Origin of the sequence: Paraburkholderia sp. RL17-383-BIF-A (assembly GCF_046028015.1) — a bacterium.
Classification (GTDB): domain Bacteria; phylum Pseudomonadota; class Gammaproteobacteria; order Burkholderiales; family Burkholderiaceae; genus Paraburkholderia.
This window is the reverse complement of record NZ_JARESR010000025.1, coordinates 16,332-42,598: the sequence shown is the minus strand read 5'-3', so window position 1 is coordinate 42,598 and position 26,267 is coordinate 16,332. Positions and strand designations below refer to the sequence as shown.

The window sequence follows — 26,267 nt, the reverse complement described above, 5'->3', positions numbered from 1 at the left end:
GCATGACCTGCCGGCCACCGACCTCCAATGCGCATGCATGAGACTGACCACTAAAGGCCTGTTGCTGATCGCAATTCCGGCTGTCTTTGAACTGGCGCTCCTGTCCGGGTTGGTCAAGGCGCAGTCGGATGCGGCCCAGGCGGAACGCTGGGCCATCCATAGCGAAGACGTGCTGCGGCAGACCACCGCGATTCTCGATCCGGTGCTGGGCGAGTCCGTGGCGCTGCGTGGCGCGGTGCTCGCCAACGACACCCGCTTCGCCACCCCCGTGACGGTGTGGATGGATGTGGACCGGCGTATCGATCAACTGGCCGAACTGGTCGCGGACAACCCTGCGCAGGTCGAACGCGTGGTTCAGGTGCGTCAGTCGGTGCAAGGCTACCGGCAATGGTCCGACCGCATTCAGGACATGCTGCATTCGGGCCGGCAGCGCGACGTCCTGACGCGATTCCGCGAACTCGCCTCGACCGATGTGCTCGACCGCTTTCGTCAGCAGCTCGCCGCGTTCCAGGCCGAAGAGCGCCGTCTCGACACGCTGCGTTCCAATGCCGCCGACGCCGCGCGCGAGCGGCAGCAGACGTTGGTGGTCGCCGCCGTGTTCGGCTCGTTGCTATTCGTCGCGCTAGCCGTCTGGTTGTTCACGCGCGGCGTGCGCGGCCGGCTCGCGCTCCTCGCCGACAACGCCGGGCGCCTTGCGGGCAACGAGCCGCTGGCGCCGATCGGCCCCGGCGGCGATGAAATCGCGCGCCTCGATCTGACCTTGCACGAGACCAGTCGTCGCCTGCTCGAAGCCGAGCGCATCCAGGCGCGCTTCCGGGCGGACCTGGCGCGCCGCACCAGCGAGCTCGCGCGGATCAACGAGACCTTGCGCCAGCAGACCCAGGAAAACGAAATGTTCATTTACAGCGTGTCGCACGATCTGCGTGCGCCGCTCGTGAACCTGCAAGGCTTTTCGAAGGAGCTGATCCGCGCGTGCGACGAACTGCGCGTCGCGGTGCGCGAGTCGTCGCTTACGGTCGAGACGCGACAGCGCATCGAACGGGTGGTCGATGAGGATATCGGCGAAGCGTTGCACTATCTGCAGACGGCGGTGCTGCGCGCCTCGCATATCATCGACGCGCTGTTGCGGTTGTCGCGCGTCGGCCGGGTGGAGTACCGGCAGCAGAAGGTCGAGGTGCGCGATATCGTGCCGCGCGTGATCGACGCGATGCAAGGCTCGATCCGGGCTCGGCATGCTCATGTCGACGTGCACGAATTACCCGCGGTATGGGGCGACCCCACCGCGCTTGAGCAGGTGTTCGCGAACCTGATTGGCAACGCGGTGAACTACCTGGATCCGTCGCGTGAGGGCAGGATCGAGATCGGTACCACGCCGGCGCCGCCGGGCGTGCACTCGCTACGGATCTTCTATGTGAGGGACAACGGTCTGGGCATTCCGGCGGTTGCGTTGCCGCGGCTATTCAATGCGTTTCAGCGGCTGCACGGCAATGTGGCGGCGGGCGAGGGCATCGGCCTCGCGCTCGTGCGCCGCGTGGTGGAGCGGCATGGCGGACGCGTGTGGGCGGAATCGAAAGAAGGGGCGGGCACGACGTTCTATCTGTCGTTGCCTGAGGCTGAGGTGCGGATCGCCCAATTGGCTGCCGGTACGCACGGGTCGCCGGCGGCGGGCAGTGTTCACGCCGTTCGCCATGGCCGCACGGGCCTGGAAGCTCTTGAACGAAAGAGCGGAAGTGGAAGGGGCAACGCAAGCGGCGGCGGCCCTGCCGCGCATACCGCGGATGCCGAACCCGGCGTCAGTGCGCCATAGCCGTCAGGCGGTAAAGAGACGGCGCGGTTTGAGCAACTGGCTGCCGCGAATCGACCAGTAGCAGCCGCAGGCGATGAGCACGGCGGAACTGGCCATGAATTGCATGGGCGTGGCCCGCAAGCCCGGCAGGCCGTCCAGCGCAAAGAGGCCGCGCGCGACGATCAGCAGCGCAGCCCATACCGAACACGCGGCCTGAACCAGCATGCGCATACCTGCGAGGCGCCGCGCGCGATTTTCCCGCGACCAGTTGGCGGGCGTACGTCCGCAGAAAAAGGCAATTGCCATCAGCACGACGGCGAGAATGACGATCCAGTCGATCAGTTCCATCGAAAAACACTCCCAAGTCAGCCGGCGACTATAGGAAAGCCTTTCGTTGCAAACTATCGGACGAGTCTCAAATGCGAGGAGTTTTAGCGAGCGCGGGTTGTCAAAGAGGCGGCGCGCTCGCCGGTGGATCAGGCAAAAAGATCAGAGTTCGATGCGGGTGCCGAGCAGCACGAGGAATTGGCGCAGCCACTCGGGATGCGCGGGCCATGCCGGCGCGGTGACGAAATTGGCGTCCGTGATCGCGGCGTCGACCGGAATGTCGGCGTATTCGCCGCCCGCCATTTTCACTTCGGGTGCGCAGGCCGGGTAGGCCGAAATGCGTTTGCCGCGGATCACGTCGGCGGCGGCCAGCAGTTGCGCGGCATGGCAGATCGCGGCGATCGGTTTGCCCGCTTCGGCAAATTGCCGCACGACTTCGATCACCTTGTGATTCAACCTGAGATATTCCGGCGCGCGGCCGCCCGCGATCGCGAGCGCGTCGTATTGGCGCGGATCGGCGTCGTCGAAGGTGGCGTTGAGCGTGAATTGATGGCCGGGTTTTTCGGTATAGGTTTGATCGCCTTCGAAATCGTGAATCGCGGTCTTGATCCGGTCACCCGCCTTCTTGTTCGGGCAGACCGCGTCGACCACGTGGCCGACTGCCTGCAGCGCCTGAAACGGCACCATCGTTTCGTAATCCTCGGCGAAGTCGCCGGTCAGAAACAGAATCTTCTTTGCCGCCATCGTATGCCTCCAATTGATCAACGGAACACAGCGAATGCTCATTTGACGCTCGTATAAGCTCAAGCAGTCTACTCCACTACGTTTGACAGAACCGCGACGGATCACGCAATGCACACGTTCGAATGGCACACCTTTCGCGCCGGGGATGCGGCGCCGCTCGCCATGTTATTTCGCGCCGCGGTCACCGGACTTGCCGCACCTCGCTAATGACGAGGGCGCGCGCCGCAGCTTCGAACGAGCGGGCTTCCAGATGCTCGTTGAGGAGCGGGTGCAGCGCAACGGCGTATCATTGGCGCGTTTTCGCATGCGGAAGCCGCTCGACGCGGCTCATACTCAAACATGACTTTATCTATTCGTTCATCCTTGCTGCGCCGTGCGGCGTTCGTGGCCGTCGTATTCGGCGGCCTCGCCGCCTGTCAGAAGAACGACGCGTCCGCAGGCCAGGTCGCCGGCAAGCTCAACGACGCCGCCCAGGTTGCCGGTCAGAAGCTCGATCAGGCGGCCAGCTATGTCGGCCAGCAGGTCGACGCGACCAGGTCCGCCGCGCAGCAGAACCTCGAATCGGCCTCCGCGCCGTCCATCAACATCGATCCCAACGCGCTTGCCTCGACCGCGCAAGCCAACCTGCAAAGCGCCGCGAGCGCGACCAATGCGCAACTCGGCAAGGCTGCTTCGCTGACCGGCCAGAGCCTCGAATCGGCGGGGCGCAAGCTGCAGGAGTGGTCGGCGCAAAGCTCGGCGTCTTCGGCGAATGCGGCGGCTTCGACCTCATCGGGCGAATCGGGCGATGCCCAAAAACAGATGGACAAGTGACATGCCGGCCGCACTACAAGGGCATTTGACAGCCGGATTAAATGTAATTACCATGGTTACACATTGTCGTCGCCGGGCGGATTTGCTGTGAACACGAGTAGCCGGTTTGCATTTGCGGTGCATGTGCTCGCGCTGCTGTCGTTGCAGGAGGGCGTGCCGCTTTCTTCGGAAATGATCGCGGGCAGCGTCAACACGAATCCCGCGCTGATCCGGCGGCTTCTCACCATGCTGGCGGAGGCGGGCCTGACCACGTCACAGCTTGGCGCGGGCGGCGGCGCGCTGCTGGCGCGGGCGCCCGAACAGATCACCTTGCTCGAGGTGTATCGTGCGGTGGACGACGCACAGTTGTTCGCGCTGCATCGCGAGGAGCCGAATCCGGCGTGCATGGTCGGGCGCAACATTCAGGGCGTGCTGCGCGGCATCATCGACGAAGCGCAGCAGGCCATGGAGGCCTCGCTCGGCGCGCGCACGCTGGCCGACGCCACGGCCGACGTAGTGCGGGCCGAGAAGCTACGCGAACGCAAGCGGCGCTCGCACGGGTGATTTGGCAGTAAAGCAGAACGGAAGGGCGCGTATCGGTATTCGAAGCGCGCGTCTTTAGACAATCGGGGGCTCATGCCCCTCTTTTTTCCTCGTTATATGTAATCAATGTAGTTACATATATGTTAATGACAGGAGCAGTGAAAATGAGCAAACAGTTGAAGATCGCGTTGTTCGGCGCCACCGGCATGATCGGTTCGCGGGTCGCTGCGGAAGCCGCTCGCCGCGGGCATCAGGTAACAGCGCTGGCGCGCAATCCGGCGCGCGTGCCGGCCGACGTGGCGAATCTGAAAGCGGCGCAAGCCGATCTGCTCGACGCCGCGAGCGTGAGCGCCGCGGTGCGCGGTCACGACGTGGTGGCGAGCGCCTATGCGCCGCCGCAGGACGATCTCGCGGCGCTTGGCAAGGCGACGCGTGCGCTCGTCGAAGGGGTGCGCGCGGCGGGCCTGAAGCGCCTCGTCGTGGTGGGCGGCGCGGGTTCGCTGGAGGTCGCGCCGGGCAAGCAACTGGTCGATACGGAAGGCTTCCCGGACGCCTACAAGGCGATCGCACTCGCGCACCGCGAGGCGTTCGAGTACTACCGTGGCGTTACCGACCTCGACTGGACTTTCTTCGCGCCGGCCGCGCTGATCGCGCCGGGCGAGCGCACAGGCAAATTCCGCACGGGTGCGAACACGCTGATTGCCGACGCCGAGGGCAATAGTCGCATTTCCGCGGAAGATTACGCGATTGCCTTCGTCGATGAACTCGAGCAGGGCCAATTCGTCCGTCAGATCGCGACGGTTGCCTATTGAGGGTGAAATGAGCCGGAAATGAGGCCTGAGCGAGGTTGAACAGGGCGCGCGCGGTGCTCGCCGCATGAAGTCCGCGCAAGCGTCCTAACATTCGGTTACGCATGTCAGGTTGCTCCTCGCGAAACTGCGGCTACACTGGCGTCTCCCGTTTTCCTACGGATTGCCATGCAGTCATGCCCGTTGCGGCGTGAGTCCGAGGCTGCGCCGTTCAACGGCGGGCAGCCGGCGACCCACGCCGCCGTTCACTTTTCTTCTGGCCGTAGCGGGCGCGATGTCCGCCGCGGCGTGCGCCCGCGGCTCGCGGCTTGGCTCGGCGCCTGGCTGGCCGCGGCCTGCGTCGCGCTGATTCTGTGCGTCGGCTGGATGCCCACGGCGGCTGTCGCGGCTGGCGCCGCCACCGGCGCGCCGGTCATCCCGGCTTTGCAGAGCCTGATCAACAGCGCGACGGTGAGCGCGTCCCCCGCTTCCGGCGCCTCGGCGGCTGAGGCGGCGTCCGCACCCTCGCCGGCGAGCCAGGCGGAACTGACGCGCTCGCTCGACAGCGTGATCTCAACGCTCGACAACGACCGGCAGCGCAGCGCGCTCGTCGCCCAGCTCAAAAAGCTGCGCGACGTGTCGCAAAACGTCGCGCCGGCCGCAGCGGCGCAACCGAGCCCCGGTTTGCTCGGCGCGATCGCGTCGGGCATCGCATCGTTCGAATCCGACGTGCATCAGGGCCGCACGCCGGTCCGCTATTGGGGCGGACGCTTCAACGCCGCCGGCAACGAGCTCTACACGATCATTTCAGGGCAGGGGCACGAGAGCTTCGGCCGCGTTCTGTTTTCGATGATCGCGATGCTGGTGGGCTGGGGCGCGTGCGCCGCCGCGCTGATCTATGTGCAGCACCGGCTGTACCGGCGTTTCGGCATCGTCATGGGGCTCAATCCGAATCCCACCACGCGCGAGCTGCTGATTTTCGCGCTGCGCCGTGTCGGGCCGTGGATCATCGCCTTTCTCGCCGCGCTGCTGTTCGTGCGCGCCATGCCCGATGCGCTCGGCCGCACGCTCGGCATGGTGGTCGCGTATGCGATCGTGGCGGGCGCGGTGTTCTCCGCGATCTGTCTGATCATGTTTTCACTGTTCGGCTCGGGGCATCGGCGGATCGCGGTGCGCCTGCTGATCGATCACGCGCGACGCGTGCTGTTCGTGGTCGGCGTGTGCGGCGCGCTCGGCGACGCCGCCGTCAATTACGACGTCGCGCACCAGCTCGGACCGAACCTCGCCGCGCTGATTTCGACCGCTGCCAACATGACGGCCGCGGTCCTCACCGGCTATTTCGCGCTCGCGTTTCGCCGGCCGGTCGCGCATCTGATCCGCAACCGGCCTTACGAGCAGCGCACCCATCACAAAGCCGCGACCGACGCCTTCGACGTGCTCGCCGCGCTGTGGCACGTGCCCGTGCTGGTGCTCGCCACCGCGTCGGTGGTCGCCACGCTCGGCGGCTCGGGGTCGAACGAAAACGTGCTGCAGATTTCCGTGGTGACCGCGCTGCTGCTGGTGCTGGCCTTTTTCGTCTCGGCCATCGTGTTGCGCCTGACGCGTCCGCGCAGCGCGCGCACGCGTCGCCGCTCGCCGTATCTCACGCGCTTGCTGCGTTTTTCCGGCACCTTGCTGACGCTCTTCGTATGGCTGTTCTTCTTTGAACTAGCGGCGCGTTTGTGGGGCGTCTCGCTTGCCGCCGTGGTCGAGGAAAACGTCGCGGCGCGTGGCATCGCGCACGCGGTGACGGCGATCATCGCCACCGTGTTCATCGCCTGGCTGCTGTGGATTCTGGTCGATACCGCGATCACGGAAGCGCTCAATCCGGGTGGCCCGCGCAACAAGGCGCGCGCGCCGAGCATGCGCGCCCGCACGATGCTGCCGCTCCTGCGCAACGTGCTGCTCGTCACGATCATGACGATCGCCGGCATCGTGACGGCGGCCAATCTCGGCATCAATGTCACGCCGCTGCTGGCCGGCGCGGGCGTGATTGGTCTTGCGATCGGTTTCGGCGCGCAGTCGCTCGTGACCGACCTGATCACGGGGCTTTTCATCATCATCGAAGATACGATTTCGGTGGGCGACTGGATCGACGTGGACGGCGGCCACGCGGGCACGGTCGAGCATCTGTCGATCCGCACGGTGCGCCTGCGCGACGGGCAAGGCGCGATTCACGCGATTCCGTTTTCGCAGATCAAGATCGTCAAGAATCTGTCGCGCGACTTTGCGTATGCGGTGTTCGAGGTGCGCATGTCGTTCTCCACCGACGTCGATGAAATCACGCAACTGATCCGTGAAGTCGGCGCCGATCTGATGGCCGACTTCCGCTACCGTCGCGAGATGCTCGGGCCGATCGAAGTGTGGGGGCTGGACCGTTTCGATCCGAACTGGATGGTCGTGAAAGGGCAGATCAAGACGCGGCCGCTACAGCAGTGGAGCGTGGCGCGCGCCTTCAATCTGCGTCTCAAACGCAAGATGGACGAAGCGGGCATCGAGATTCCGGTGCCGCAGATGCGTGTGTATACGTCGTCGAAGGATAGCGAAGGTCAGCCTTTGCAGGACGACGAAGTGTCGGGGATGGGGCCGCATGGGCATGCGGAGGCGCCAGCAGCGTCATTGTCGGGGGCCGCGGCGGCGCGGACCGCGCATGCGCCTCTCGCCGTGGCGCGCGATGTTTCGCACGAACCGCGGCCGGCGCCGCCGCCCACCGGGCAGACAGCGCCGATTCCGCCGCAGATTCCTACGGCAGGCGAGGCGGGCGGGAAGAGTTGATGGCGTTGATGGCGCTCATGATCGCGACCGGAAGCGGGCAGGATCGGCTTTGGCGCGAGTCGATTTCCGGAGCGGGCGGATTGCCGGCGAGACCCAGGGTTTGGAATTCGCGCGAGACGATGGTGCAGCGCGTCGTCAGCTCGGCGTGCGGAGGGTGCGAGGCGCCCGTAACACGTCGTTTCAGACCAGCGCCGATGTCTGCGCCGCGCGCAAGACCTCGTTGACGTGCGTCGCGATCTGGGCGCCCGCAACGCCGTAAATATGCAGCGACACCGCTGGCTCGGCGCTGCGATTGCCCAGTTGATGAATCCCGCCGCGGCCACCTCGCACGAACGACACGGCGCCCTGATTGCGCGCCTGGGTCCGTGTGGCGCTCGCGCAGTGCTGCGCGCCGTTCCATTCGAAGATCGTTTCGCTCAGCGCTCCATCTACCACCGCGTAGCCGCACCACGTGTGATGCGCGTGCACGGGGCTCGCCTGCTGCGGCAGCCACACCAGCGCGGCGATCGCATAGCGGCCGTGCGGATCCGCAGCCAACAGATGACGCCGGTATTTCTCGACCGAGCCTTCGCGTTGCGCTGCCGTGAGCAAGTCGGGGTTCGCCGCCGCCTGGGCGAGCGCAATCCGCATACTGCGCGCAAAGAAGGTCGAATCGGACGGTTCGGGGAAATGGGCGCAGGCTTCGAACACCGCGTCCAGGCTGTCGCATAGTCGCGCGAGCGGCGCGTTGCGCCCGGCGCACGAGGGCGGGTCCGCAGGCTCGCGCGGCGCTGCCGGAGTCGCACCGGCAGGTTGCACACGTTGGACGGTGGCACGTTCCAGGGATGATGATTGAAACTCTTGGCTCATGATCGTTGGGCAGCGGCGCGGGCTGCTTATCGTTAATTTCGGATAGCGATATTTATACCGGTTTGCCCGGAGAAAGAGTTTCCATATAATTCCCCCTGGAATCTGAAAAGTAGAATAATTTCCTATGGGGGTGTCATGGTGGGAATGGATATCATCGACCGGAAGCTGCTGGAACTGCTGCAGGAGGACGCGACCATGCCGATCGCCGAACTGGCGCAACGCGTGAATCTGTCGCAAACGCCTTGCTGGAAGCGGCTGCAGCGTCTGAAGGAGGCGGGCGTGATCCGCGCGCAGGTCGCCCTTTGCGATGCGCGCAAGCTCGGGGTGGGCACGACCGTGTTCGTCGCGGTACGCACCAATCAGCACACGGAGGAATGGGCGCAGACCTTCACGCGTGCGGTGCAGGATATTCCGGAGGTCGTGGAGGTGTACCGGATGAGCGGCGAAACCGATTACCTGTTGCGCGTGGTGGTGTCCGATATCGACGACTATGACCGCGTCTATAAGCTCCTGATCTCGGCCGTGCCGCTGTATGACGTGAGTTCGAGCTTCGCGATGGAGCAGATCAAGTATTCGACGGCGCTGCCGGTGCGGCCCGCCATGGTGAGGTAGGGCGAAAGGCCGCAGGTGCGTTGTTGCTTTTCCGTTGTTTGCATTTGTTCATTTAGCGAATCGTGCAACGCGCAGGGGCCGGTGACGCTACGCGGCAACCTTGCGCGCCCGCGCTTACTGCCCGCCCGCTGCTCGCTCGTTCGTTGCGTCCATTGCAAGCCGCGTGCAAGCTCAGTGGGCGTAGAATGCCGCCTTCCCAGCCATCATCCGCGACTGCTTCGCGAACCGAGCCCGCCTCATGAACAAACCGCCGCGCAAGAAGAACCCGACCTTTGGCATTGCTGTCTTCATCGTGGTCGCGGTACTGCTGGTGATCGCCACGCTGTTCTATAACGCAATCAAGGAAAAGCACGATTTCGACAGCCAGAACGCACCGGCGCCGTCGATTTCATCGGACGCGGCGGCAGCGGCCAACGCCGTGAAGCCGGCAAGCGGCGCGGCTCAGTAATACTGGGCGCAGCCCCGGTTCGAGCGTCACGCCCGATCTTCCGGCGACGCTCGCCGCCACGAAAAACGCTGGCGCCCCCAACAGCCAGAAACACAACGCGCGCCACGCACAATGTCGGCCCACGCCGCCTCACTCGTCCGGCAGGCGAATCACGCTCGCGTCCTTGCGAATCAACGCCGCCGCCGACAGCATCTGCTTGCATTGATGAGCGAGCAGTTTCATGTCGTGCACGGCGTCCGCCGAATAGTCGGGCGACTTTTCCGTCTCGACCACCATCGCATCGAGCTCACGGCCCAACTGCTTGATCTGCTCGCCCTGATCGGCGGGCGGCGGGGTGCCGGTTTCGGCCTCGGTGAGATTGTCACGCACCACGCTCAACGCGCGTTGCAGCGGCTGTAGCGAAACGCCGTCGGCCTGCTGTTGCGCCGAGGTGCGCAGCAACGGCGCGGCCGCCGTGATCTGCGAGGCGAGCACGTGGCTGCGCACCAGCAGGCCGTTCAGTTCCGGCACGAACTTTTGCGCGGACTTCGGCTCCAGCATCATGCGCTGAAACGCCTGGCCCAGATTCGCGAACGCCACGTGAACATTCTTGCGGGCGAGCCGGTAGCGGTAATCGCGATCGAGCGCTGTCGCCGCGGCTGCGGCGGCAGCGGAGGCGCCCGAAGCCGGCCTCGCGGTCGGATTGCTGACCGTTGTGGTGCCGGCGCCGGCGTCGGCAACCGGTGGTGTTGTTGACGCGCCGGGATCTGCGGCGGCTTGAGCGCTTGCGCCGGCGCTTATGCGACTACTTACGCCACTACTTACGCCGCCGCGTTGAGTAGCACCTGTGCCGCTGTCTGCAGCGCTTGCGCCACCATCAGCAGCCGCGAGCACCGGTTTGCCGAAGTCGAGAGCCGGATCGGCCATGGCCGCGGCCGGGGCGCGCGCACCGGCCTCGGTCACGGTGGCGACCACTGCGGCGGCCGGTTTGCCGCTCCACCACCAGCTTGCTTCGAGATACTGACGCGTCGCGTTGATCATGTTGTTGACGAGCTTGCCCATCAAACGATATTCCCAATACGGGAACAGATGGCTTGCCGCAATCGCGATCGCGCAGCCCACCACGGTATCGATCGCACGCTCGCCGATGATGCGCATGCTGCCCGGTGCGAGCAGATGGAACATCAGCAGCACATACGACGAGGTGAACACCACGCTCGCCGTGTAATTGAACAGCAGCAGACTGTAGCTCATGACCATCGACGCGAACATCACGACCAGCAGGAAGTGCGGCTCCTTGACGAACATGATCAGCGCGATGCTCGCCGCACAGCCGATCAGCGTGCCGACGATCCGCTGCCCGTTGCGCTGTTTGGTGAGCGAATAGCCGGGCTTCAGAATGATGACGGTGGTCATCACGATCCAGTAGGCGTTGGTGAGCGGCAGCAAACGGCCGAGCCAGAAGCCCACGGCGACCGCGATCGTGACGCGCAACGCATGACGGAAGCTCGGCGAGGCCATCGTCAGGTTCGAGAAAATCTGCCCGAACGGCACGCGGCGGCTCGACACGAAACGCGTGAGCGCCTGGTCGAGGCGCAATTCGGTCTCGGTCGTGCTCGGTTCGTTCGAGAGACTCTTGCGCATCTTGTCGATCAGGCGCGTGGCGCTCCAGACGCGCCGGAAAGTCGACGAGATCGTCGAATAGGCCTCGTGGTTTTTGGCCGGCAGGTTCTGCTTGCGCATCAACTCGATTTCGAACTCGATAGCGCGCAGTTCCGCCTTGACGTTCACGCGCGTGCGCGGCGCCTGGTTCTGCAGCACCGCGAGCCCGATTTCCTCGAGGTCGGCGGCCGCCTTGCGAATCAGGTCGCGGTAGAACACGAGCAGATCGGAGCCGCCGAAAGTGGTGCGTACCAGCGGGTAATCGGTGTGCGCGCCCACGAACAGTTCGTGCAGATCGACTGTGTTGATGAACAGATTGAACAGCATGGCGCGGCGCGGCTCGAGCTTGCCGCTCTTGAGCTTGGGCAGATTGCGCAGCACGATGTCGCGCGCGGCGTCCTGGCGATCCACCGCGGCGATCTGCTTGTCGACCAGGTTGCGATAACACTCGTCGAGGTCGTTATCCAGATCGTAGAACTCGGCGCGCGCGAGCAGATAGTCGGCGCACGCGAACACGCTTTCGGCCAGCGCCTGCTGTTCGATGCGGTGCATCATCCAGCGGCTTACCAAGGTCGACCAGTAGGTATACCAGAGACCGCCCACCAGAATCCACGACGCGTTGATGAGCGCCTGCATGGGCGTGAAGCGCTCCTCCAGCGTCATGATCATCATGAACAGCGTGGCAAAGCTGATCTGCGGCCAGCGGTTGCCATACACGACAATCAAGGACAGCAGGAACGTAAGCGGCACGACGGTGCACCACAGCGCCACCGCGTTGACCGTGGCGAGTCCGGTGGCGAGCGCGGAGAGGAACCCGATCACCGTGCACGCCAGCATTTCGTTGTGCTTGTACTTGAGCGGGCCCGGCATGTCGACCACACATGCGCCGAGCGCGCCGGTCGCGATCGTGAAGCCGAGCTCGCGATCGTGAAACACGATCAGGCACAGTACGGCCGGTAACGACACGCCGACCGCGATGCGCAGGCCGCCATAAAAGTACTGGCTATAGAGGAATTTTTTTATTTCGACCGAATAGCGCATCGACTGCCTGGATTCCGTTCACTGAGATAAACGCGGTTGAAGAGACAGACCCAAACTGCCGTCGAGTCTAACTGATTTTATGGGTGATCTGACCTCGTCCGTTTGGCCAGGTTCTGCGCGAGGGATGCGTTTGTTATGCTGTCGCTTCACTGTCTGTCGCGGCTTTGGCGTTCCGCTCCCACCGCGCGCAAACCCCAGGATCCATGCTCCAGCTCTTCTACTCGAACCGCTATGAAACCCTTGTCGGCGCGCTGCTCGACGACCTCGCGCAGGCGCCGTCCGACCCCTGGACCGCGCAGCCCGTGATCGTCCCGAGCGCGGCGGTGCGGCGTCGTCTCGAGCTCGATATCGCTGCGCGCCAGGGTATCTGCGCAAATGTCAACTTTGGTTATCTTGCGCAATGGCTGTGGGCGCAGATCGGCGGTGTGATCGAGGTGCCGAGGCACTCGCCGTTCGCGCCGGACCGGCTCGTGTGGCGCTGCTACCGGCTGCTGGGCCAGGTGAACGAAGGGGGCGAAGCGCCGCCCTGGCATGCGTCGCCGCGTCTGCGCACGTATCTCGACGCGGCGGACGCGTCGATGCGCTACGAACTCGCGCGCCGCGTGGCGACCGTGCTCGACCACTATCTGACCTATCGCCCGGAATGGCTGCTGCAATGGCAGAAGGGCGGCTCGATTTTCGCGAGCGGGGCGGCTGACGACAGCGGGCCGCGTCTGGTCGGTGCGAGCGAAGCGGCGCGCGAGGACGAGCGCTGGCAAGCGGCATTGTGGCGCGCGGTGCTCACGGAGCTGTCGGGCGACGCGCAAACGCCCGCGGCCGCGTTGCCGCCTGCCTACCGTTTTCTGGACGAGATCGGCACGCTCGACCTCGAGGCGATCTCGAACGCGCAGTGGCCCGAAGCGGTCAGCGTATTTGCGCTGCCCACCATGCCGCCGTTGCACGTGGCATTGCTGCGGGCACTCTCGCGCTGGGTGGACGTGCGTCTGTACGTGATGAACCCGTGCCGCGAGTTCTGGTTCGACGTCGTCAGCGAAGGACGTGTCGAGGCGCTCGACGCGGCCGGCCAGCTCGACTATCAGCAAGTCGGCCATCCGCTGCTCGCCGAGTGGGGCCGTCAGACCCAGGCGCAGTTGCACATGCTGCACGAGCTGACCGAGAGCGCGGCCTCCGGCGAGACCGGCGATTTCACCGAGAACCCGGAACCGAGCTGGCTCGCCGCCGTGCAGAACGGCATCCTCGATCTGCGAACAGAAACCGACACCGACGAACTGCCCATCGAGCATGGCATTGAAGTCCACGTCTGCCACAGCCTGTCGCGCCAGCTCGAAGTGCTGCACGATCGCCTGCTCGGCTGGTTCGACGAGTTCGACGACCTGCAGCCGTCCGACGTGCTGGTCGCCGTGTCCGATCTCGCGGCGGCCGGTCCCCTGATCGACGCCGTGTTCGGCACCACGCCGCCAGGCGACACACGCCGCATTCCGTATCGGATCACCGGCTTGCCGCCGTCGCAGGCCAATCCGGTCGCGCGTTTGCTGCTCGACTGGCTGGCCTTGCCCGAGCGCAGCGTGGGTGCGCCGGATCTGATCGAATGGTTGCGCGTCGACGCGATCGCCGTGCGCTACGGGATCGACGCGAGCTCGCTGGAAGCCGCGCAGGAGTGGCTGGCCGCGGCCGGCGCGCGTCGCGGGCTCGCACCGGTCGAGCCCACGGGCGAACATGTGCCGATCGCCCGTCATACCTTCTCGGATGCGCTCACGCGTCTCTACCTCGGCTATGCGATGCCGGACGGCGGCGAGCCGGTCGACGCCTGGCTGCCGGTCGAAGGCGCTGACGGCTCGGACGCGGAACTGCTCGGCCGCCTGTCGCGCTTCGTCGACGACATCGACAGCTTCGCGGCGAATTGCGCGATCGAGCGCACGCCCGTCGAGTGGACGCAACTGCTGCTCGATACGCTCGCGCAGTGTTTCGACGGCGGCGTCGAGTTTGCCGATTCGCTCGCCGCCGTGCGCGACGCGATCGACAAGATGGGCGACGCGATGCAAGCCGGCGCAGAAGAGATCGTGATGCCCGCCGCAGTGGTGCGCAGCGCGCTTACCGAAGCGCTCGACGACCCCGCGCGCGGCGGCGTGCCGTGGGGCAGCGTGACGTTTTCTTCGTTGACCAGCTTGCGCGGATTGCCGTATCGCGTTGTCTGCCTGCTCGGCATGGACGACGGCGTCCTGCCGAGTCTCGCGCGCGCGGACGAATTCGATCTGATGGCCGCGTTCGGCAAAGCCGGCGACCGCCAGCGCCGCGACGACGAACGCAATCTGTTCCTCGATCTGCTGCTCGCCGCCCGCGATCGTCTCTTCATCGCTTATACGGGCCGCAGCATTCGCGACAACGCGCCGTTGCCGCCGGCCGCGCTGGTCGACGAATTGCTCGACCATCTCGCGCGAGTGTCCGCGGGCGAGGGCGCGAGCCCGGCCGAAGTGGAGCGCGCGCGGCATGCGTTCGTCGTCGATCATCCGTTGCAGGCATTCGCATCGGACTATTTCTCGCCGCAATCCGGGCTATTCAGCTACGACGCGGATCGCGCGGAGCTGGCCACATTGCTCGCCGCGCCCACGCATTCCGCTGCCGCGCCTTTCTTCGATCAGCCGTTGCCGCCGGAAGACCCGGCACCGATCGCCTTCGACGAATTTGTGCGTTTCTGGCGCCATCCCGCGCGGGCATTGTTGCGCGACCGTCTGGGCATCGTGTTGTCGGACGCACAGGGCGAGTTGCTCGACACCGAACCGTTCGACCTGGATTACTCAGGGCGCGACGCATTGGCGGATCGTCTTTTGCCAGTGTTGCTCGACGCCGATACGGACGACGATGTCATTTTCGAACGCGTACGCCGCGTGGCGGCTGCGAGCCCGGAACTGCCGGGCGGCGCGACCGGCGCAGTGTGGCGCGCACGTGAGCTCGGCGCGTTGCGCCAGCTCGCCGACAGCGTGCGCCGCGAAGTGGCTTCGGGTGTCGAGCGTTTGCCGTTCGTGCTCGACATCGCGCCGCGCTGGCCGGATAGCGCGGACATGGCCGGGGCGCTCTTTGGCCCCTACGACGCGCTGCTGCGGCAAGCGGCCGAAACGCCGCTGCAACTGCACGGCAGTCTGAATCTGCTCACCGAAACAGGACAAGTGATTTTCCGTTACGCCAAACCCACCGCACGCGACTATCTGTCGGCGTGGCTTGCGCACCTGGTGTATTGCGCCGCGCGACCGCAAGGTCCGCGCCGCACCGTATGGCATGGCAGCGGCGAAAGCTTCGAGCTCACGCCGGTCGCCGCGCCGCTCGACCAGCTCGCGCCGCTTGCCGCGTTGTTCAAGGCCGGGCGCAGGCTGCCGCTGCGCTTTTTCCCGAAGAGCGCGTGGACCAAAGTCAGCGAAAGCGATTCCGCGGCGCTCGGTGTCTGGATCAACGACCGCGTGCGCGGCGAGTCCGACGACCCCGCCTTGCGCATTGCCTTGCGCGGCACGCCGCTCACGCTCGACGAACCGTTCGGCAGTCTTGCCGCGATCGTGTTCAAGCCGCTCATCCAGCATCTGCGGAGCGCGTCATGAGCGGGGGCAAGCACAGTTACGCGCTGGTGGCCGAAGAGCTCGACGTCTTCGCCTGTTCGCTCGACGGCGTGAATCAGATCGAGGCCTCCGCGGGGACCGGTAAGACCTGGAATATTTGCGCCTTGTACGTGCGGCTGCTGCTCGAAAAAAACCTGAATGCGGATCAGATTCTCGTCGTCACGTTCACGAAGGCGGCGACCGCGGAACTGCATGAGCGCATTCGCGGCCGTCTCGCCGAATTGGACCGTGCAATCGAAATGGATGACGACGGCGGCGATCCGTTCATCCGCCGTCTCTTTGAAACGACGCTCGCGCCGGAGCGGGGCATCGAGCGCGAGGCCGCCTTGAAGGTGGTGCGGCGCGCGCTGCGCACCTTCGACCAGGCGGCGATTCACACCATTCACGCGTTCTGTCAGCGCGCGTTGCAGGAGGCGCCGTTCGCCGCGGCCATGCCGTTCGCGTTTGAAATGGAAGCCGACGACGCGGCCTTGCGCTTCGAAATGGCCGCTGATTTCTGGCGTGAGCAGGTGGAGCCGGTGGCGCATGCGCATCCCGCGTTCGCCGCGTGGCTGGTGGGCAAACGCGCCGGTCCCGCTTCACTCGACGAGCAACTCGCACGGCGTCTGAAAAAACCGCTGGCGCAGTTGCGCTGGGGCAAGCTCGACGCAAGCGGCAATGGCGCCGATCCGCAAGCCGGTTTTGACGCAGCCTGCGACCTCTGGCATGCGCAACGCGACAGGATCGTCACTTTGCTCGCCGAGGCGCAAGACCGTTTGAGCAAGACGTCGCACAAGCCCGACCATGTGAGCGCCGCCATCGCCGCATGGACCGAGTACTTCGCGCAGGGCGACTGCCATGCGCCGCCGCCGAAAGCCGCGTTGAAGCTCACGGTTTCAGCTTTGAAGAAGGCCACCAAGGTCAAGTTCGAACCGCCTGAGCATCCGTTCTTCGAGCACGCCGAAGCGCTGGCCGCGGCCGTGGTCGCGGCCGAAGCCGCGCAACGCGCGCGCTGGCTTTCGCTCGTGCAAAGCTGGCTCGACTACGCACCCGCCGAGCTGGTGGCGCGCAAGCGCACGCGCCGGGTCGTGTCGTTCGACGATCTGCTGTCCAACCTGTACCGCGCGCTCGCCGCGCACCCCTGGCTTGCCGATGCTTTGCGCGCGCGTTATCCCGCAGCGCTGATCGACGAGTTTCAGGACACCGATCCGCTGCAGTTCGCGATCTTCAGCCGCATCTTCGCGCCGGCCGGTCCGCTGTTTCTGGTCGGCGATCCAAAGCAGGCGATCTACAGTTTTCGCGCGGCGGATCTGCATACCTATCTGAAGGCGCGCGAGGCGGCATCCGCGCGCTACACGCTGGCCGTCAATCAGCGCTCGACCGCGCCTATCGTTCAGGCGTGCAACCGGCTCTTCGAAGCCAATCGTCAGGCATTCGTGCTGGAGGGGCTCGACTATCAGCCGGTGCGTGCGGGCGAACGGCGCCGGCCACCGTTCGCCGATCCGGGCACGAGCACGGGCGACTTCCGTATCTGGACCTTGCCGCAAGGCGACGCCGCCTTGACCAAGCGCGAGGCTCAGCGCGAAGCGAGCGAGGCGTGCGCCGCCGAGATCGTGCGCCTGCTGCGCGGCGCGCGCGAAGGCACGGTGACGATCGGCGACGCGCCGCTCGCGCCGGGCAACATCGCGGTGCTGGTGCAAACGCATAAGCAAGGCAGTCTGATCAAACGCGTGCTGGCCGCATGGGGTGTCGGCAGCGTGGAACTGGCGCAGGCGTCGGTATTCGCGACGCTCGACGCCGAGCAGATCGAACGCGTGCTAGCCGCAGTCGATACGCCGGGCGATCTGCGCCGTTTGCGCGCCGCGCTGGCAACCGACTGGCTGGGTCTCGACGCCGCGGCGTTGTGGCGCCTCGAGCAGGTCGCCGACGCGCCGTCGGCCGCCGACGATCCCGCGCACGCCGCCGATGCGATGGGTTGGGTCGAGCGTTTTTCACGCTACCGCACGCTGTGGCATGAGCGCGGCTTCGCGGTGATGTGGCGCACGCTGATGCGCGAGCTGCGCGTCGCGCAACGGCTGGTTGCCGGACAGGACGGCGAGCGTCGTTTGACGAACGTGAACCACCTGGCCGAACTCGTGCAGGCTCGTGCCGCGACGCAGCCGGGCATCGCGCCCACCTTGCGCTGGCTCGCCGCGCAACGCGCGCAGGGCGGCGGCGAAGACGCGCAATTGCGGCTCGAATCGGATCGCAATCTCGTGCAGATCGTCACGGTCCACAAATCGAAAGGGCTCGAATATGCGGTGGTGTTCTGTCCGTTCCTGAACGATGGCGCGTTGCGCGAGCCACCGTCGTCCGGTTTGCCGGATGCGCGCGAGTACCACGACGAAGCAGGCGCCGCGGTGCTGCACTACGGTTGCGACGACGAAGAGGCCGAGCATGCGTCGCGTTACGCGGTGCGCGAGCAGGCCGCGGAGAGGGCGCGGCTCGTCTACGTGGCGTTGACGCGCGCGGTGTACCGCTGCTATCTCGTCGCCGGCACGTACCTGTCGTCGCGCTCCACCAAGGAGTCGCGCCGCAGCGTGTTGAACTGGCTGGTGGGCGGCGACGGCCACAGCTTCGACGACTGGCTCGCCGAGCCGCCCGACGAGGCGGCGTTATCGGCGCGCTGGCAAGCGCTGGCGGGCGGCCCGATCACGCTGCAGGCACTGCCGCGGCCCGAACGCCGCGTGCCGCTGGAAAGCCTTCAGGACCGCGAGGCGCACATGCAGGCGCGGGCCAATCGCAGGCCGCTGCGCGATCAATGGCGCATGGCGAGTTTCAGTGGGCTGATTGCCGCGGGCAGTAAAGCCGAGGCAGCGCACACGCCGGTCGAAGAGGTGCGCCCGGATCATGACGAGATTGCCGATGCATTCGTCGTCACGCCGGTGCCCGCGCCGCACGCCGAGGCCCATGCGGAAGACGACATTCTCGCGTTCCCGCGCGGCGCGGCGGCCGGCGACTGTCTGCATCGTATGTTCGAACTCGCCGATTTCACCGACCCGCATACGTGGGGCGACGCCATTCGCGGTGCGCTGCGCGAGCGTCCGGCGCCGGCTGTGCCCGAACTCGCCGCACGCCTGCCCGCGATGATGCACAACCTGCTCACGGACGTGGTCACCACCGAACTGCAGCCCGGCATGAGGCTGGCCAATCTGAATCCGCGCCGGCGTCTGAACGAACTCGAGTTTCTGTTCGCGGCGCCGTCGCTCGATTTTCCCGCGTTGCGCGAGTTGCTGATCGAACACGGCTATCCCGACGTTGCACTGGAACCCGGCGTATTGCGCGGGTTCGTCAAAGGATTCATCGACATGATCGTCGAGCACGACGGACGTTTCTGGATCGTCGACTGGAAGTCGAACCATCTGGGCGCCACGGCCGCCGACTACGCCGCCGCGCCGCTCGAAGCGGCCATGGCGAGTCATGCCTATCACCTGCAGGCGCTGCTTTATACGGTCGCGCTGCATCGCTATCTGAAAACGCGGGTGCGTGATTATTCGTACCACACGCATATTGGCGGCTATCTGTATCTGTTCGTGCGAGGCGTGCGTCCGCATTGGCACGACGCCGATGGACCGGCAGGCGTGCATATGCGGCGGCCCGCATTCGAACTGGTCGCGCTGCTCGATGCGGCCATGATCGGAGGTGTCGCATGAGCACGTTCGAACAGAGCGCATCGGCGCCGCCGGAGTTCGACGATATCGGCGTGAGTTTGCCCGCGCCGGCCGATTTCAGCATTGCGCTCGCGGAAGGTTTCGCGCGTCGCATCGGCACGCTGGCGCGGCGCGGCGGCGCATCGGCGGAAGCGGTCAAGTGGGCGGCGCGAGCCGCGTTCGCGGCGAGCCGCGCGACGGCTGAAGGCCACGTGTGCGTTCCGCTTGCGTTGCTGGCCAGACGCTTCGCGGCAACGAGCGCCGAGGCGCGTGCGGCGCTGTTCGCCAGCGGCATGGCGAGCGACGGTACGCAAAGCGCGGCGGCGTTGCGGCCGCTGGTGGTCGATGGGCAAGGGCGGCTGTATCTGGCTCGCTACTACGACTACGAGCGGCGGCTTGCGCGCGCGTTGGTCGCGCATGCTGAAGTGGCTGCGGTGGCTGCGGGCGCTGATGCCACTGCTGGAGCTGGAGCGGGCGTCGGCGCCCAAACGCTGCGCGAGCGTCTGCTGCGCTACTTCGGGGCGCCGAAGGATAACGAGGTCGACTGGCAGCGTGTCGCGGCGGTCATGGCGTTGTCGGGGCAACTCACCATCGTCAGCGGCGGACCCGGCACCGGTAAGACCACTACCGTGGTCGGCGTGCTTGCGTGCCTGCTCGATGCGCGCGCGGACTTGCGAATCGCGCTGGCGGCGCCCACCGGCAAAGCGGCGCAGCGCATGCAGGAAGCCTTGCTCGCGCGCGCCGGCGATCTGCCGCCCGAACTCGCCGCGCGTTTGCCGCAGACGTCGTACACGTTGCACCGTTTGCTCGGCTCCGGGCCGGGAGGGCGCTTCCGGCATCATCGGGACAATCCGTTGCCTTACGACGTCGTGGTGATCGACGAGGCTTCCATGATCGACGTCGCCATGGCAGCGCACCTGCTCGATGCCATTGCACCGCAGACGCGCCTCGTGATGCTCGGCGACAAGGACCAACTCGCCGCAGTCGAAGCCGGCGCGGTGTTCGCCGAGCTCAGCGCTCGTCCGACCTTCACGCAAGAGGGTTTGCAGCGGATCGCCGCGGCGCTTGGCATCGACGAAACGCGGCTCAGGCAGGCGCTGCCGGGCGCATCGCGCAGTTTCAGTGAAGAGGCCGCCGGTTTGCCCGCGCAAGCCGATGTGCCGGACGACTTCGAAGCGCGGCCCGACGATCTGTTTGCATACGCGGATTCGTCGGACACCTTCGATGAATCGCGCGCCGGTGAGCTGTTCGACAGCGCCGCGTCACCGCCTGGGTCGGCAGCGCACACGCAAAGCGCGCTCGCCGATTGCGTCGTCTGGCTCGAGCGCAACTACCGGTTCGGTCTCGAATCGCCGATCGGCCGCCTATCGCTCGCGATCCGTAACGGCTCGGCAAGCGCGGCGCTCGACGTGCTGCGCATCGATCCCGTGGAATCTTGCGCGGCGGCGCTTCACGAAGACACACACGCGACGCTTGCCGAGCGCACCGTCGCGCGCCTTGCTGCGGGTTTCGCACCCTACGCCGACGCGCTTGCCGCGGCGCTCGCGGCCGACACGCCCGACCCGCTGCCGCTTTTCGACGCGTTGAACCGTTTCCGCATTCTGTGCGCGACCCGGTCCGGTCCGCGCGGTGTCGACCAGGTGAATGCGGCGATGGCGGCGCAAGTGCGGCGCGCAGCCGGCGTGACGCTGGCAGTGGGCGCGCAGTGGTTCGCCGGGCGCCCCGTGATGGTGACGCGCAACGACTACGCACTCGGTCTTTTCAACGGCGACATCGGCATTGCGCTGCCGGGCGCGAACGGCACGTTGCGGGTGTATTTCCGTACCGGCGACGGCGGTTTGCGAGCGGTATCGCCGGCGGCGCTTCCACCGCACGACACCGCTTTCGCGCTCACGGTTCACAAGTCGCAGGGCTCGGAGTTCGAGCATGCCGTGTTGATGCTGCCGTCGGTGTTCAGCCGGGTGTTGTCGCGCGAACTGGTGTACACGGCGATCACCCGCGCGCGCGAGCGGGTGGAAGTGGTCGGCGCTCGCGCCGTGCTGGCGCAGGCAATTGCGACGCCAACGCAGCGCGATTCGGGATTGGCCGCGCGGATAGCGCAGGCGTGGCGCGGCGCTGAATAGAATGATGCGCGGGCAGCGGCACTGCTTCGAGGTCCGCTGCCAACATTGAGCGGCAGAGCGGCAGAGCGGCAGGGCGGCAGGGCGGCAGGGCGGCAGGGCGGCAGAACGGCAGAACGGCAGAACGGCAGAACGGCAGAACGGCAGAACGGCAGAACGGCAGAACGGCAGCCCCACGCATTGCGCGTGGAACACCCTCAACTAGCCGCGCCACCCGATTGCACGCGCGCGTCAACCCGCCCGCGCATGGTCTTCCGATACCACAGCGTCCACAGCGTCAGCCCGCCATAGATCCCGTAGCCGATGAACGGCGAAACGACCAGAAAGCGCTCGATCGGCCAGGTGAGCGCCATCCACGCACGCAGCGCCGTTTCGCCAGTCAGGCCGACGCCCCACACCAGCGTCATCAGACGGATCGCGGCGACCAGCGCGGGCCGCTCCTGCCACAGCGCTTCGAAGCGCGCGGCGCCGCCCTCCATTTCGCGGGCAACGGTGGCGCGTGCGAGATAGAAGATCAGCGGACGGCGCATGGGCAGCGAGAGCAGAAACACCACGCCGACCGCGCCGGATACGAGCGACTCGCGCAACAGCAGCATGCGCGGACTGCCGCCGAGCGCCATTGCCGCGACCGAGAGCGCGATGCCGGCCACCACCATCACGCTCAACGCGTCGACGCGCCTAAACCGCACGAGTTCAACCAGGCTCCAGACGATCGGCGGCACGGCGGACGCGATCAACGCGCCGGTCTCGTCCAGATGCGGCAACACGAGACGGTAGGCGAGCCATGGCAACAGAAAGTTGACGGCCAGTTCGAGCACAAAAGCCGGACGAAGCTTCATGTTAATTTACGCCGTAAGCGAAAAACGCAGTATCGATGACGCGGCGGTGCGGATGCAAATAGTTTTTCGCATCGGCCGCCGCGCCCGATAGCCGATAATCGGCGTTCGGGCGCACTGTGTACACTCATGTCTCCCAGCCCAATCTCGTGTCATGACATCCCGCTATCCGATCCCGTCGAACGAAATCGAACTGACTGCAGTGCGCGCGCAAGGAGCGGGCGGCCAGAACGTCAACAAAGTCTCAAGCGCCATCCACCTGCGCTTCGACGTGCGCGCTTCGTCGTTGCCGGAAGTGTTGAAAATGCGCCTGCTTGCGCTGTCCGATCACCGGCTCACGCGTGACGGCGTCGTGATCATCAAGGCGCAGGAGCATCGGACTCAGGACATGAATCGCGCGGCGGCGCTGGCGCGGCTCGATCAGCTGATCGAAAGCGTCAGCGTGACGCGCAAGCAGCGCGTGGCGACCCGGCCGACGCGCGCGTCGAACCTGCGGCGCCTCGACAGCAAGGCCAAGCGCAGCGAGGTCAAATCCGGCCGCGGCCGGGTGGACGATTAGCGCTTGCTGCCGCGTCCCGCGGGGCGCACGTCGGGGAGGGTGGCGCTCGGCACGAAGTCGACGCAAAGCACATGCGTGCCGTCACGCTCGAATGCAAGGGCGGCGGTGTAGCAGTCCTGACCGTCGGCAAGCGAATAGTGCGGACCCATCATCGCAACGCGCCCCGGCGCGGCGAGCGCGTGCTTGAAGTAGGCGCGCCGCGACCAGTTGCTGCGCGTGTCGGTATAGAGCGGCGCGAGCCGCAGCGGAGGCGGCGGCACAGAGGCGGCCGTGACCGAGGGCAAGGTTTGTTCGCCTTGTCCGTCGGTAATGAACACGCGGCGGGCCTCCGGCAGATGCCACACCTTTTGCGCCGCCTGGCGCAGATCGCCGGTGGTTTTGTAGGTCTCGGCGGCGGCCAGCACTGCTTCGGCGAAACCCTCGAAACCCAGCCGCTGGTGGCCGGCATGCTCGCGCTCGTAGTCGGCGAACTTGCTCCACATCGATTCGATCAGCGCCGGCACGCCGGCGCACGCCGCCTGCACGGAGCTCTTCGGCTGACCGAGCCAGAAACCCTGGACGAAATCCACATCGGCTTCCATCAGGATCATCAATTCTTCGTCGGTTTCGACGCCTTCAGCCAGTACCAGCGTGCCTGATTGATGAAGCATCGCGATCAGGTGGCTGATCATCGAATCGTCGCCTTCGCGCCTGCCGGCGCGCGCGACCAGCGAACGGTCGAGTTTGACGATGTCGGGGCGGAAGCGCCATACGCGGTCGAAGTTCGAGAAGCCGGTGCCGAAGTCGTCGATCGCGATCAGGAAGTCGCGCGGCTGCGAGGCGGCGAGCATGCTGGCGACGGCGGACTCGTCGTCGGCGGGTTGCTCGAGCACTTCGATCACGATGCGCTCCTGAGGCAATCCGAAGTGCGCCGACAGTTCGTCGATGAACGCGCGCTGCGGCCAGCCGGTTTCGAACACCTGTGGACGCGTATTCAGAAACAGCCACCCGGTGCTGATGCCTTGCTCCATGAAGTTCGCCACATGCAGGCAGCGCGCGATACGGTCGAGTTCACGAGCGTCGGCGGCCGAGCGGGTGCCCGAGAAGAGCACTTCTGGCGAGACCGGCAAACCGACCGGGTCGAAGGCGCGCAGCAGTCCTTCATAACCGACGATGCGCTGGTGCGTGACCGAGAGCACCGGCTGGAACACGCTGTGCAAAGTCAGCGCGCGCCACGTCGCGCTCCAGCCGGACTCGTGCCGGACCAGATGCGGGAGCAGGCCGCTCAGGGTCAATTCGCTGACGGATGGCATAAAGGCGGGCATGAGTGCGGACATGGCGGCATCGCGGTAAGCGGGTGACGGGGCGCGTCAGACGATTCGGCGCGCAACGGAGGCACGGCCCCCACGTGTGCAGGGCGGGTCGGATAAAGCCCGGGAACGCGGAGAGCAATGCCAGCCATGCTGGACTCCGGCGGATTAGTCAAAACCAGTCTAGCAGTTTGCAATTCGCGTGAATGTGCGGGTAATCACAGACGCGGGGTCGTACTCGCGCACATGTCGGGCGCCCCGCAAACCCTTTCCCCGAGGCCCATCCAGCACGATGCCGCCGGCCCGCCGCGCGAGTTCTGCGCCCACATGCCGCGCGCAAAACCGATTGCCTTCATCGCAATCTTTTGCATGTATGAAATCGAGCGTAACAGGGCGCTGAGCGGACACCCGCCAAACTCCAGGCGAGGGCGGCTTAGACGTTTGAATGCGTGCGCGCGTTTTCGGGTCAGCAGAGCGCAGGCATGGACCGCGAAGCCGGTGCCTTGAAGCCGCGTCCTGCAGGTTTGGTAGGCGCCCGGTATGCTGCTGCTTTTAATGAAACGGAGGTTAGGCATGTCGGAAATCGCGGTGGTCGCAATCTCGGTGGCGAAGCCGGGGCACGAAGAGCAACTGCGTCAGGCGCTCGAAGGTCTGGTCGGGCCGACGCGCAAGGAGCAGGGAGCGCTTCAATACGACTTGCACCGCGACGTGCAGGAGCCGCGCCGGTTCGTGTTTGTCGAGCGTTGGGAAAGCCAGGAAGCACTGGCAGCGCATGCGAAATCCGAGCACATCGCGACCTACAGGAAAGCGGTGGCGGATTGGGTGGAGCACGCTGAAATTCGCGTCGTGTCGAAGATCGCCTGAACGGGCGGACACGTTGCATAACGGCAAGCGGGTTGCCGGGCCGGTTCGGCCGGAAACCCGCTCGCCGTTTGACGACTACCTGATGATCAATGCGTGGCTTGCGGAACGTCGAGGATCAGGATGATGGTCCAGTCGGCATCGCCATCGTGGTGATACTGCCGTTCCGCGACGATGAACGGCTGCTGCTTGCCATCCGGTCCAAGAAACAGCACGTCGCCTTCCATCGGCAGGCACTCGACGGGCGGCAGCGCCAGAAACGCCTCCTGACCGCCGCGCGGCATCAGTTTTTCGATTTTGCGAGATGCTGCTTCAGTCCATTCGATATCAAGCTGGATGTTGCTCATGCTGTCCTCCGCACCAGGGTGCGCACGGGTTAGGGATTCCGGCTGGGCGCCGGTCGGTGCGCGACTTTAGCACACCGTCAGGCGCGCGCCGCAGGGCTTAAGCGGCATGTTCGGGGCTGGCCGGCGCGCCGGCCTGCTGCGAGGCTCGCAAGTTTTCCGCCAGACCTTTCGAAAGACCACGCGCCAAACCATTAGACAACAAAAAAGCCGAAACCGGCGATGCTGGCTTCGGCTTTTCACCATCGCGGCGCGGCCGCGGGTGAGTCGGGTGAACGGTGCTTAGGAGCCGGCGTCGGCCTTGGGCGCCTTTTTGTGATGCGGGGCGCCCTTGTGGTGTTTCATCGGTGCGGCCGGTGCGCTTTCCATTGCTTGCTGGCGGTTTTGCAAATCTTGCGCGCGCTGCTCGACGTCGGCGGCCTTGGCCGGATCGGTGCTCATCATGACGCCGTTGTCCTGCGCATAAGCCGCGCCCGTTACGGCACTGAGGGAAACCAGGATCGCCAGGGACACTTTCTTCATTACTACCTCCGCAGAGTGGTTGTGGACCCGAGTACTTGCCTGTCCAGACGGAAAGACAATGCATTCTAGTCAGCAATA

20 protein-coding genes are annotated in these 26,267 nt (G+C 65.7%); 12 read left to right on the top strand and 8 right to left on the bottom strand.

The window, feature by feature from the left end; all coding sequences use genetic code 11:
* Positions 1-37 precede the first annotated feature (37 nt).
* Entirely contained in the window at positions 38-1,807 is a 1,770-nt protein-coding gene (locus P0D71_RS25000) for a sensor histidine kinase (protein ID WP_091794973.1), read from the top strand.
* Between the two features lie 3 nt (positions 1,808-1,810).
* On the opposite strand, the gene P0D71_RS24995 is transcribed toward P0D71_RS25000, so the two are convergent.
* Positions 1,811-2,134, bottom strand: a complete 324-nt coding sequence (locus P0D71_RS24995; RefSeq protein WP_408186826.1) for a hypothetical protein — start codon at positions 2,132-2,134, stop codon at positions 1,811-1,813.
* A gap of 141 nt (positions 2,135-2,275) precedes the next feature.
* Complete coding sequence (locus tag P0D71_RS24990; RefSeq protein WP_091794967.1) at positions 2,276-2,857, bottom strand: DJ-1/PfpI family protein; 582 nt, start codon at positions 2,855-2,857, stop codon at positions 2,276-2,278.
* A 339-nt stretch (positions 2,858-3,196) separates the two neighbouring features.
* Between P0D71_RS24990 and P0D71_RS24985 the strand changes: the two genes are divergently transcribed.
* From P0D71_RS24985 to P0D71_RS24970, 4 genes are all read left to right on the top strand, one after another.
* Entirely contained in the window at positions 3,197-3,670 is a 474-nt protein-coding gene (locus tag P0D71_RS24985; protein ID WP_408186825.1) for a BCAL1086 family glycoprotein, read from the top strand.
* Between the two features lie 87 nt (positions 3,671-3,757).
* A complete protein-coding gene (locus tag P0D71_RS24980) occupies positions 3,758-4,213 on the top strand; it encodes an Rrf2 family transcriptional regulator (RefSeq protein WP_408186824.1) in 456 nt (151 codons plus the stop codon).
* Positions 4,214-4,356: 143 nt separating this feature from the next.
* Positions 4,357-5,004 carry an NAD(P)-dependent oxidoreductase gene (locus P0D71_RS24975; protein WP_408482614.1) on the top strand — a complete coding sequence of 216 codons (648 nt, stop codon included), beginning with the start codon at positions 4,357-4,359 and terminating at the stop codon, positions 5,002-5,004.
* Between the two features lie 165 nt (positions 5,005-5,169).
* Positions 5,170-7,794, top strand: a complete 2,625-nt coding sequence (locus P0D71_RS24970) for a mechanosensitive ion channel domain-containing protein (RefSeq protein WP_408482612.1) — start codon at positions 5,170-5,172, stop codon at positions 7,792-7,794.
* A gap of 180 nt (positions 7,795-7,974) precedes the next feature.
* Here the strand turns inward: P0D71_RS24970 and P0D71_RS24965 are convergent, their stop codons facing one another.
* Complete coding sequence (locus tag P0D71_RS24965; protein WP_408482610.1) at positions 7,975-8,643, bottom strand: cysteine dioxygenase family protein; 669 nt, start codon at positions 8,641-8,643, stop codon at positions 7,975-7,977.
* Positions 8,644-8,781: 138 nt separating this feature from the next.
* Here P0D71_RS24965 and P0D71_RS24960 point away from each other — a divergent pair, with 138 nt between their 5' ends.
* On the top strand, positions 8,782-9,255 hold the full coding sequence (locus tag P0D71_RS24960) for an Lrp/AsnC family transcriptional regulator (RefSeq protein WP_408482678.1): 474 nt from the start codon (positions 8,782-8,784) through the stop codon (positions 9,253-9,255).
* 238 nt (positions 9,256-9,493) lie between these two features.
* Positions 9,494-9,703 (top strand): hypothetical protein, encoded by a 210-nt coding sequence (locus P0D71_RS24955; protein WP_408296992.1) that lies wholly within the window; start codon positions 9,494-9,496, stop codon positions 9,701-9,703.
* 129 nt (positions 9,704-9,832) lie between these two features.
* Here P0D71_RS24955 and P0D71_RS24950 read toward each other — a convergent pair whose 3' ends face one another.
* Positions 9,833-12,385 (bottom strand): FUSC family protein, encoded by a 2,553-nt coding sequence (locus tag P0D71_RS24950; RefSeq protein WP_408482608.1) that lies wholly within the window; start codon positions 12,383-12,385, stop codon positions 9,833-9,835.
* Between the two features lie 203 nt (positions 12,386-12,588).
* Between P0D71_RS24950 and recC the strand changes: the two genes are divergently transcribed.
* The 3 genes from recC to P0D71_RS24935 are packed head-to-tail and all read left to right on the top strand — an operon-like array spanning position 12,589 to position 21,781.
* A complete protein-coding gene (gene recC, locus P0D71_RS24945; protein WP_408482606.1) occupies positions 12,589-15,972 on the top strand; it encodes an exodeoxyribonuclease V subunit gamma in 3,384 nt (1,127 codons plus the stop codon).
* Positions 15,969-19,661: an exodeoxyribonuclease V subunit beta gene (gene recB / locus P0D71_RS24940; RefSeq protein WP_408482604.1), complete on the top strand. Its 3,693-nt coding sequence runs from the start codon at positions 15,969-15,971 to the stop codon at positions 19,659-19,661. Before recC ends, recB begins: the two co-directional genes overlap by 4 nt.
* Entirely contained in the window at positions 19,658-21,781 is a 2,124-nt protein-coding gene (locus P0D71_RS24935; RefSeq protein WP_408482602.1) for an AAA family ATPase, read from the top strand. Before recB ends, P0D71_RS24935 begins: the two co-directional genes overlap by 4 nt.
* 194 nt (positions 21,782-21,975) lie before the next feature.
* Here P0D71_RS24935 and P0D71_RS24930 read toward each other — a convergent pair whose 3' ends face one another.
* Positions 21,976-22,617: a VC0807 family protein gene (locus P0D71_RS24930; RefSeq protein ID WP_408482601.1), complete on the bottom strand. Its 642-nt coding sequence runs from the start codon at positions 22,615-22,617 to the stop codon at positions 21,976-21,978.
* Positions 22,618-22,768: 151 nt separating this feature from the next.
* Here P0D71_RS24930 and arfB point away from each other — a divergent pair, with 151 nt between their 5' ends.
* Positions 22,769-23,173, top strand: a complete 405-nt coding sequence (gene arfB / locus P0D71_RS24925; protein WP_091794934.1) for an alternative ribosome rescue aminoacyl-tRNA hydrolase ArfB — start codon at positions 22,769-22,771, stop codon at positions 23,171-23,173.
* Here the strand turns inward: arfB and P0D71_RS24920 are convergent.
* Entirely contained in the window at positions 23,170-24,489 is a 1,320-nt protein-coding gene (locus tag P0D71_RS24920) for an EAL domain-containing protein (RefSeq protein WP_408482599.1), read from the bottom strand. The two genes, arfB and P0D71_RS24920, sit on opposite strands and share 4 nt — an antisense overlap.
* Positions 24,490-25,035: 546 nt before the next feature.
* On the opposite strand from P0D71_RS24920, the gene P0D71_RS24915 reads away from it, so the two are divergent.
* Complete coding sequence (locus P0D71_RS24915) at positions 25,036-25,326, top strand: putative quinol monooxygenase (RefSeq protein WP_408186814.1); 291 nt, start codon at positions 25,036-25,038, stop codon at positions 25,324-25,326.
* Positions 25,327-25,412: 86 nt separating this feature from the next.
* Here P0D71_RS24915 and P0D71_RS24910 read toward each other — a convergent pair whose 3' ends face one another.
* Positions 25,413-25,670, bottom strand: a complete 258-nt coding sequence (locus P0D71_RS24910) for a hypothetical protein (protein WP_007182306.1) — start codon at positions 25,668-25,670, stop codon at positions 25,413-25,415.
* Between the two features lie 279 nt (positions 25,671-25,949).
* Complete coding sequence (locus P0D71_RS24905) at positions 25,950-26,189, bottom strand: hypothetical protein (RefSeq protein ID WP_408186035.1); 240 nt, start codon at positions 26,187-26,189, stop codon at positions 25,950-25,952.
* Positions 26,190-26,267 lie beyond the last annotated feature (78 nt).

Excerpts from the sequence above, each read along its gene's own strand:
- recC (WP_408482606.1), top strand. The coding sequence starts at position 12,589 with ATGCTCCAGCTCTTCTACTCGAACCGCTATGAAACCCTTGTCGGCGCG.
- P0D71_RS24965 (WP_408482610.1), bottom strand. The coding sequence starts at position 8,643 with ATGAGCCAAGAGTTTCAATCATCATCCCTGGAACGTGCCACCGTCCAA.
- P0D71_RS24995 (WP_408186826.1), bottom strand. The coding sequence starts at position 2,134 with ATGGAACTGATCGACTGGATCGTCATTCTCGCCGTCGTGCTGATGGCA.
- P0D71_RS24975 (WP_408482614.1), top strand. The coding sequence starts at position 4,357 with ATGAGCAAACAGTTGAAGATCGCGTTGTTCGGCGCCACCGGCATGATC.
- P0D71_RS24915 (WP_408186814.1), top strand. The coding sequence starts at position 25,036 with ATGTCGGAAATCGCGGTGGTCGCAATCTCGGTGGCGAAGCCGGGGCAC.
- recB (WP_408482604.1), top strand. The coding sequence starts at position 15,969 with ATGAGCGGGGGCAAGCACAGTTACGCGCTGGTGGCCGAAGAGCTCGAC.
- P0D71_RS24935 (WP_408482602.1), top strand. The coding sequence starts at position 19,658 with ATGAGCACGTTCGAACAGAGCGCATCGGCGCCGCCGGAGTTCGACGAT.
- arfB (WP_091794934.1), top strand. The coding sequence starts at position 22,769 with ATGACATCCCGCTATCCGATCCCGTCGAACGAAATCGAACTGACTGCA.
- P0D71_RS24930 (WP_408482601.1), bottom strand. The coding sequence starts at position 22,617 with ATGAAGCTTCGTCCGGCTTTTGTGCTCGAACTGGCCGTCAACTTTCTG.
- P0D71_RS24950 (WP_408482608.1), bottom strand. The coding sequence starts at position 12,385 with ATGCGCTATTCGGTCGAAATAAAAAAATTCCTCTATAGCCAGTACTTT.
- P0D71_RS24970 (WP_408482612.1), top strand. The coding sequence starts at position 5,170 with ATGCAGTCATGCCCGTTGCGGCGTGAGTCCGAGGCTGCGCCGTTCAAC.
- P0D71_RS24955 (WP_408296992.1), top strand. The coding sequence starts at position 9,494 with ATGAACAAACCGCCGCGCAAGAAGAACCCGACCTTTGGCATTGCTGTC.
- P0D71_RS25000 (WP_091794973.1), top strand. The coding sequence starts at position 38 with ATGAGACTGACCACTAAAGGCCTGTTGCTGATCGCAATTCCGGCTGTC.
- P0D71_RS24990 (WP_091794967.1), bottom strand. The coding sequence starts at position 2,857 with ATGGCGGCAAAGAAGATTCTGTTTCTGACCGGCGACTTCGCCGAGGAT.
- P0D71_RS24920 (WP_408482599.1), bottom strand. The coding sequence starts at position 24,489 with ATGTCCGCACTCATGCCCGCCTTTATGCCATCCGTCAGCGAATTGACC.
- P0D71_RS24910 (WP_007182306.1), bottom strand. The coding sequence starts at position 25,670 with ATGAGCAACATCCAGCTTGATATCGAATGGACTGAAGCAGCATCTCGC.
- P0D71_RS24985 (WP_408186825.1), top strand. The coding sequence starts at position 3,197 with ATGACTTTATCTATTCGTTCATCCTTGCTGCGCCGTGCGGCGTTCGTG.
- P0D71_RS24905 (WP_408186035.1), bottom strand. The coding sequence starts at position 26,189 with ATGAAGAAAGTGTCCCTGGCGATCCTGGTTTCCCTCAGTGCCGTAACG.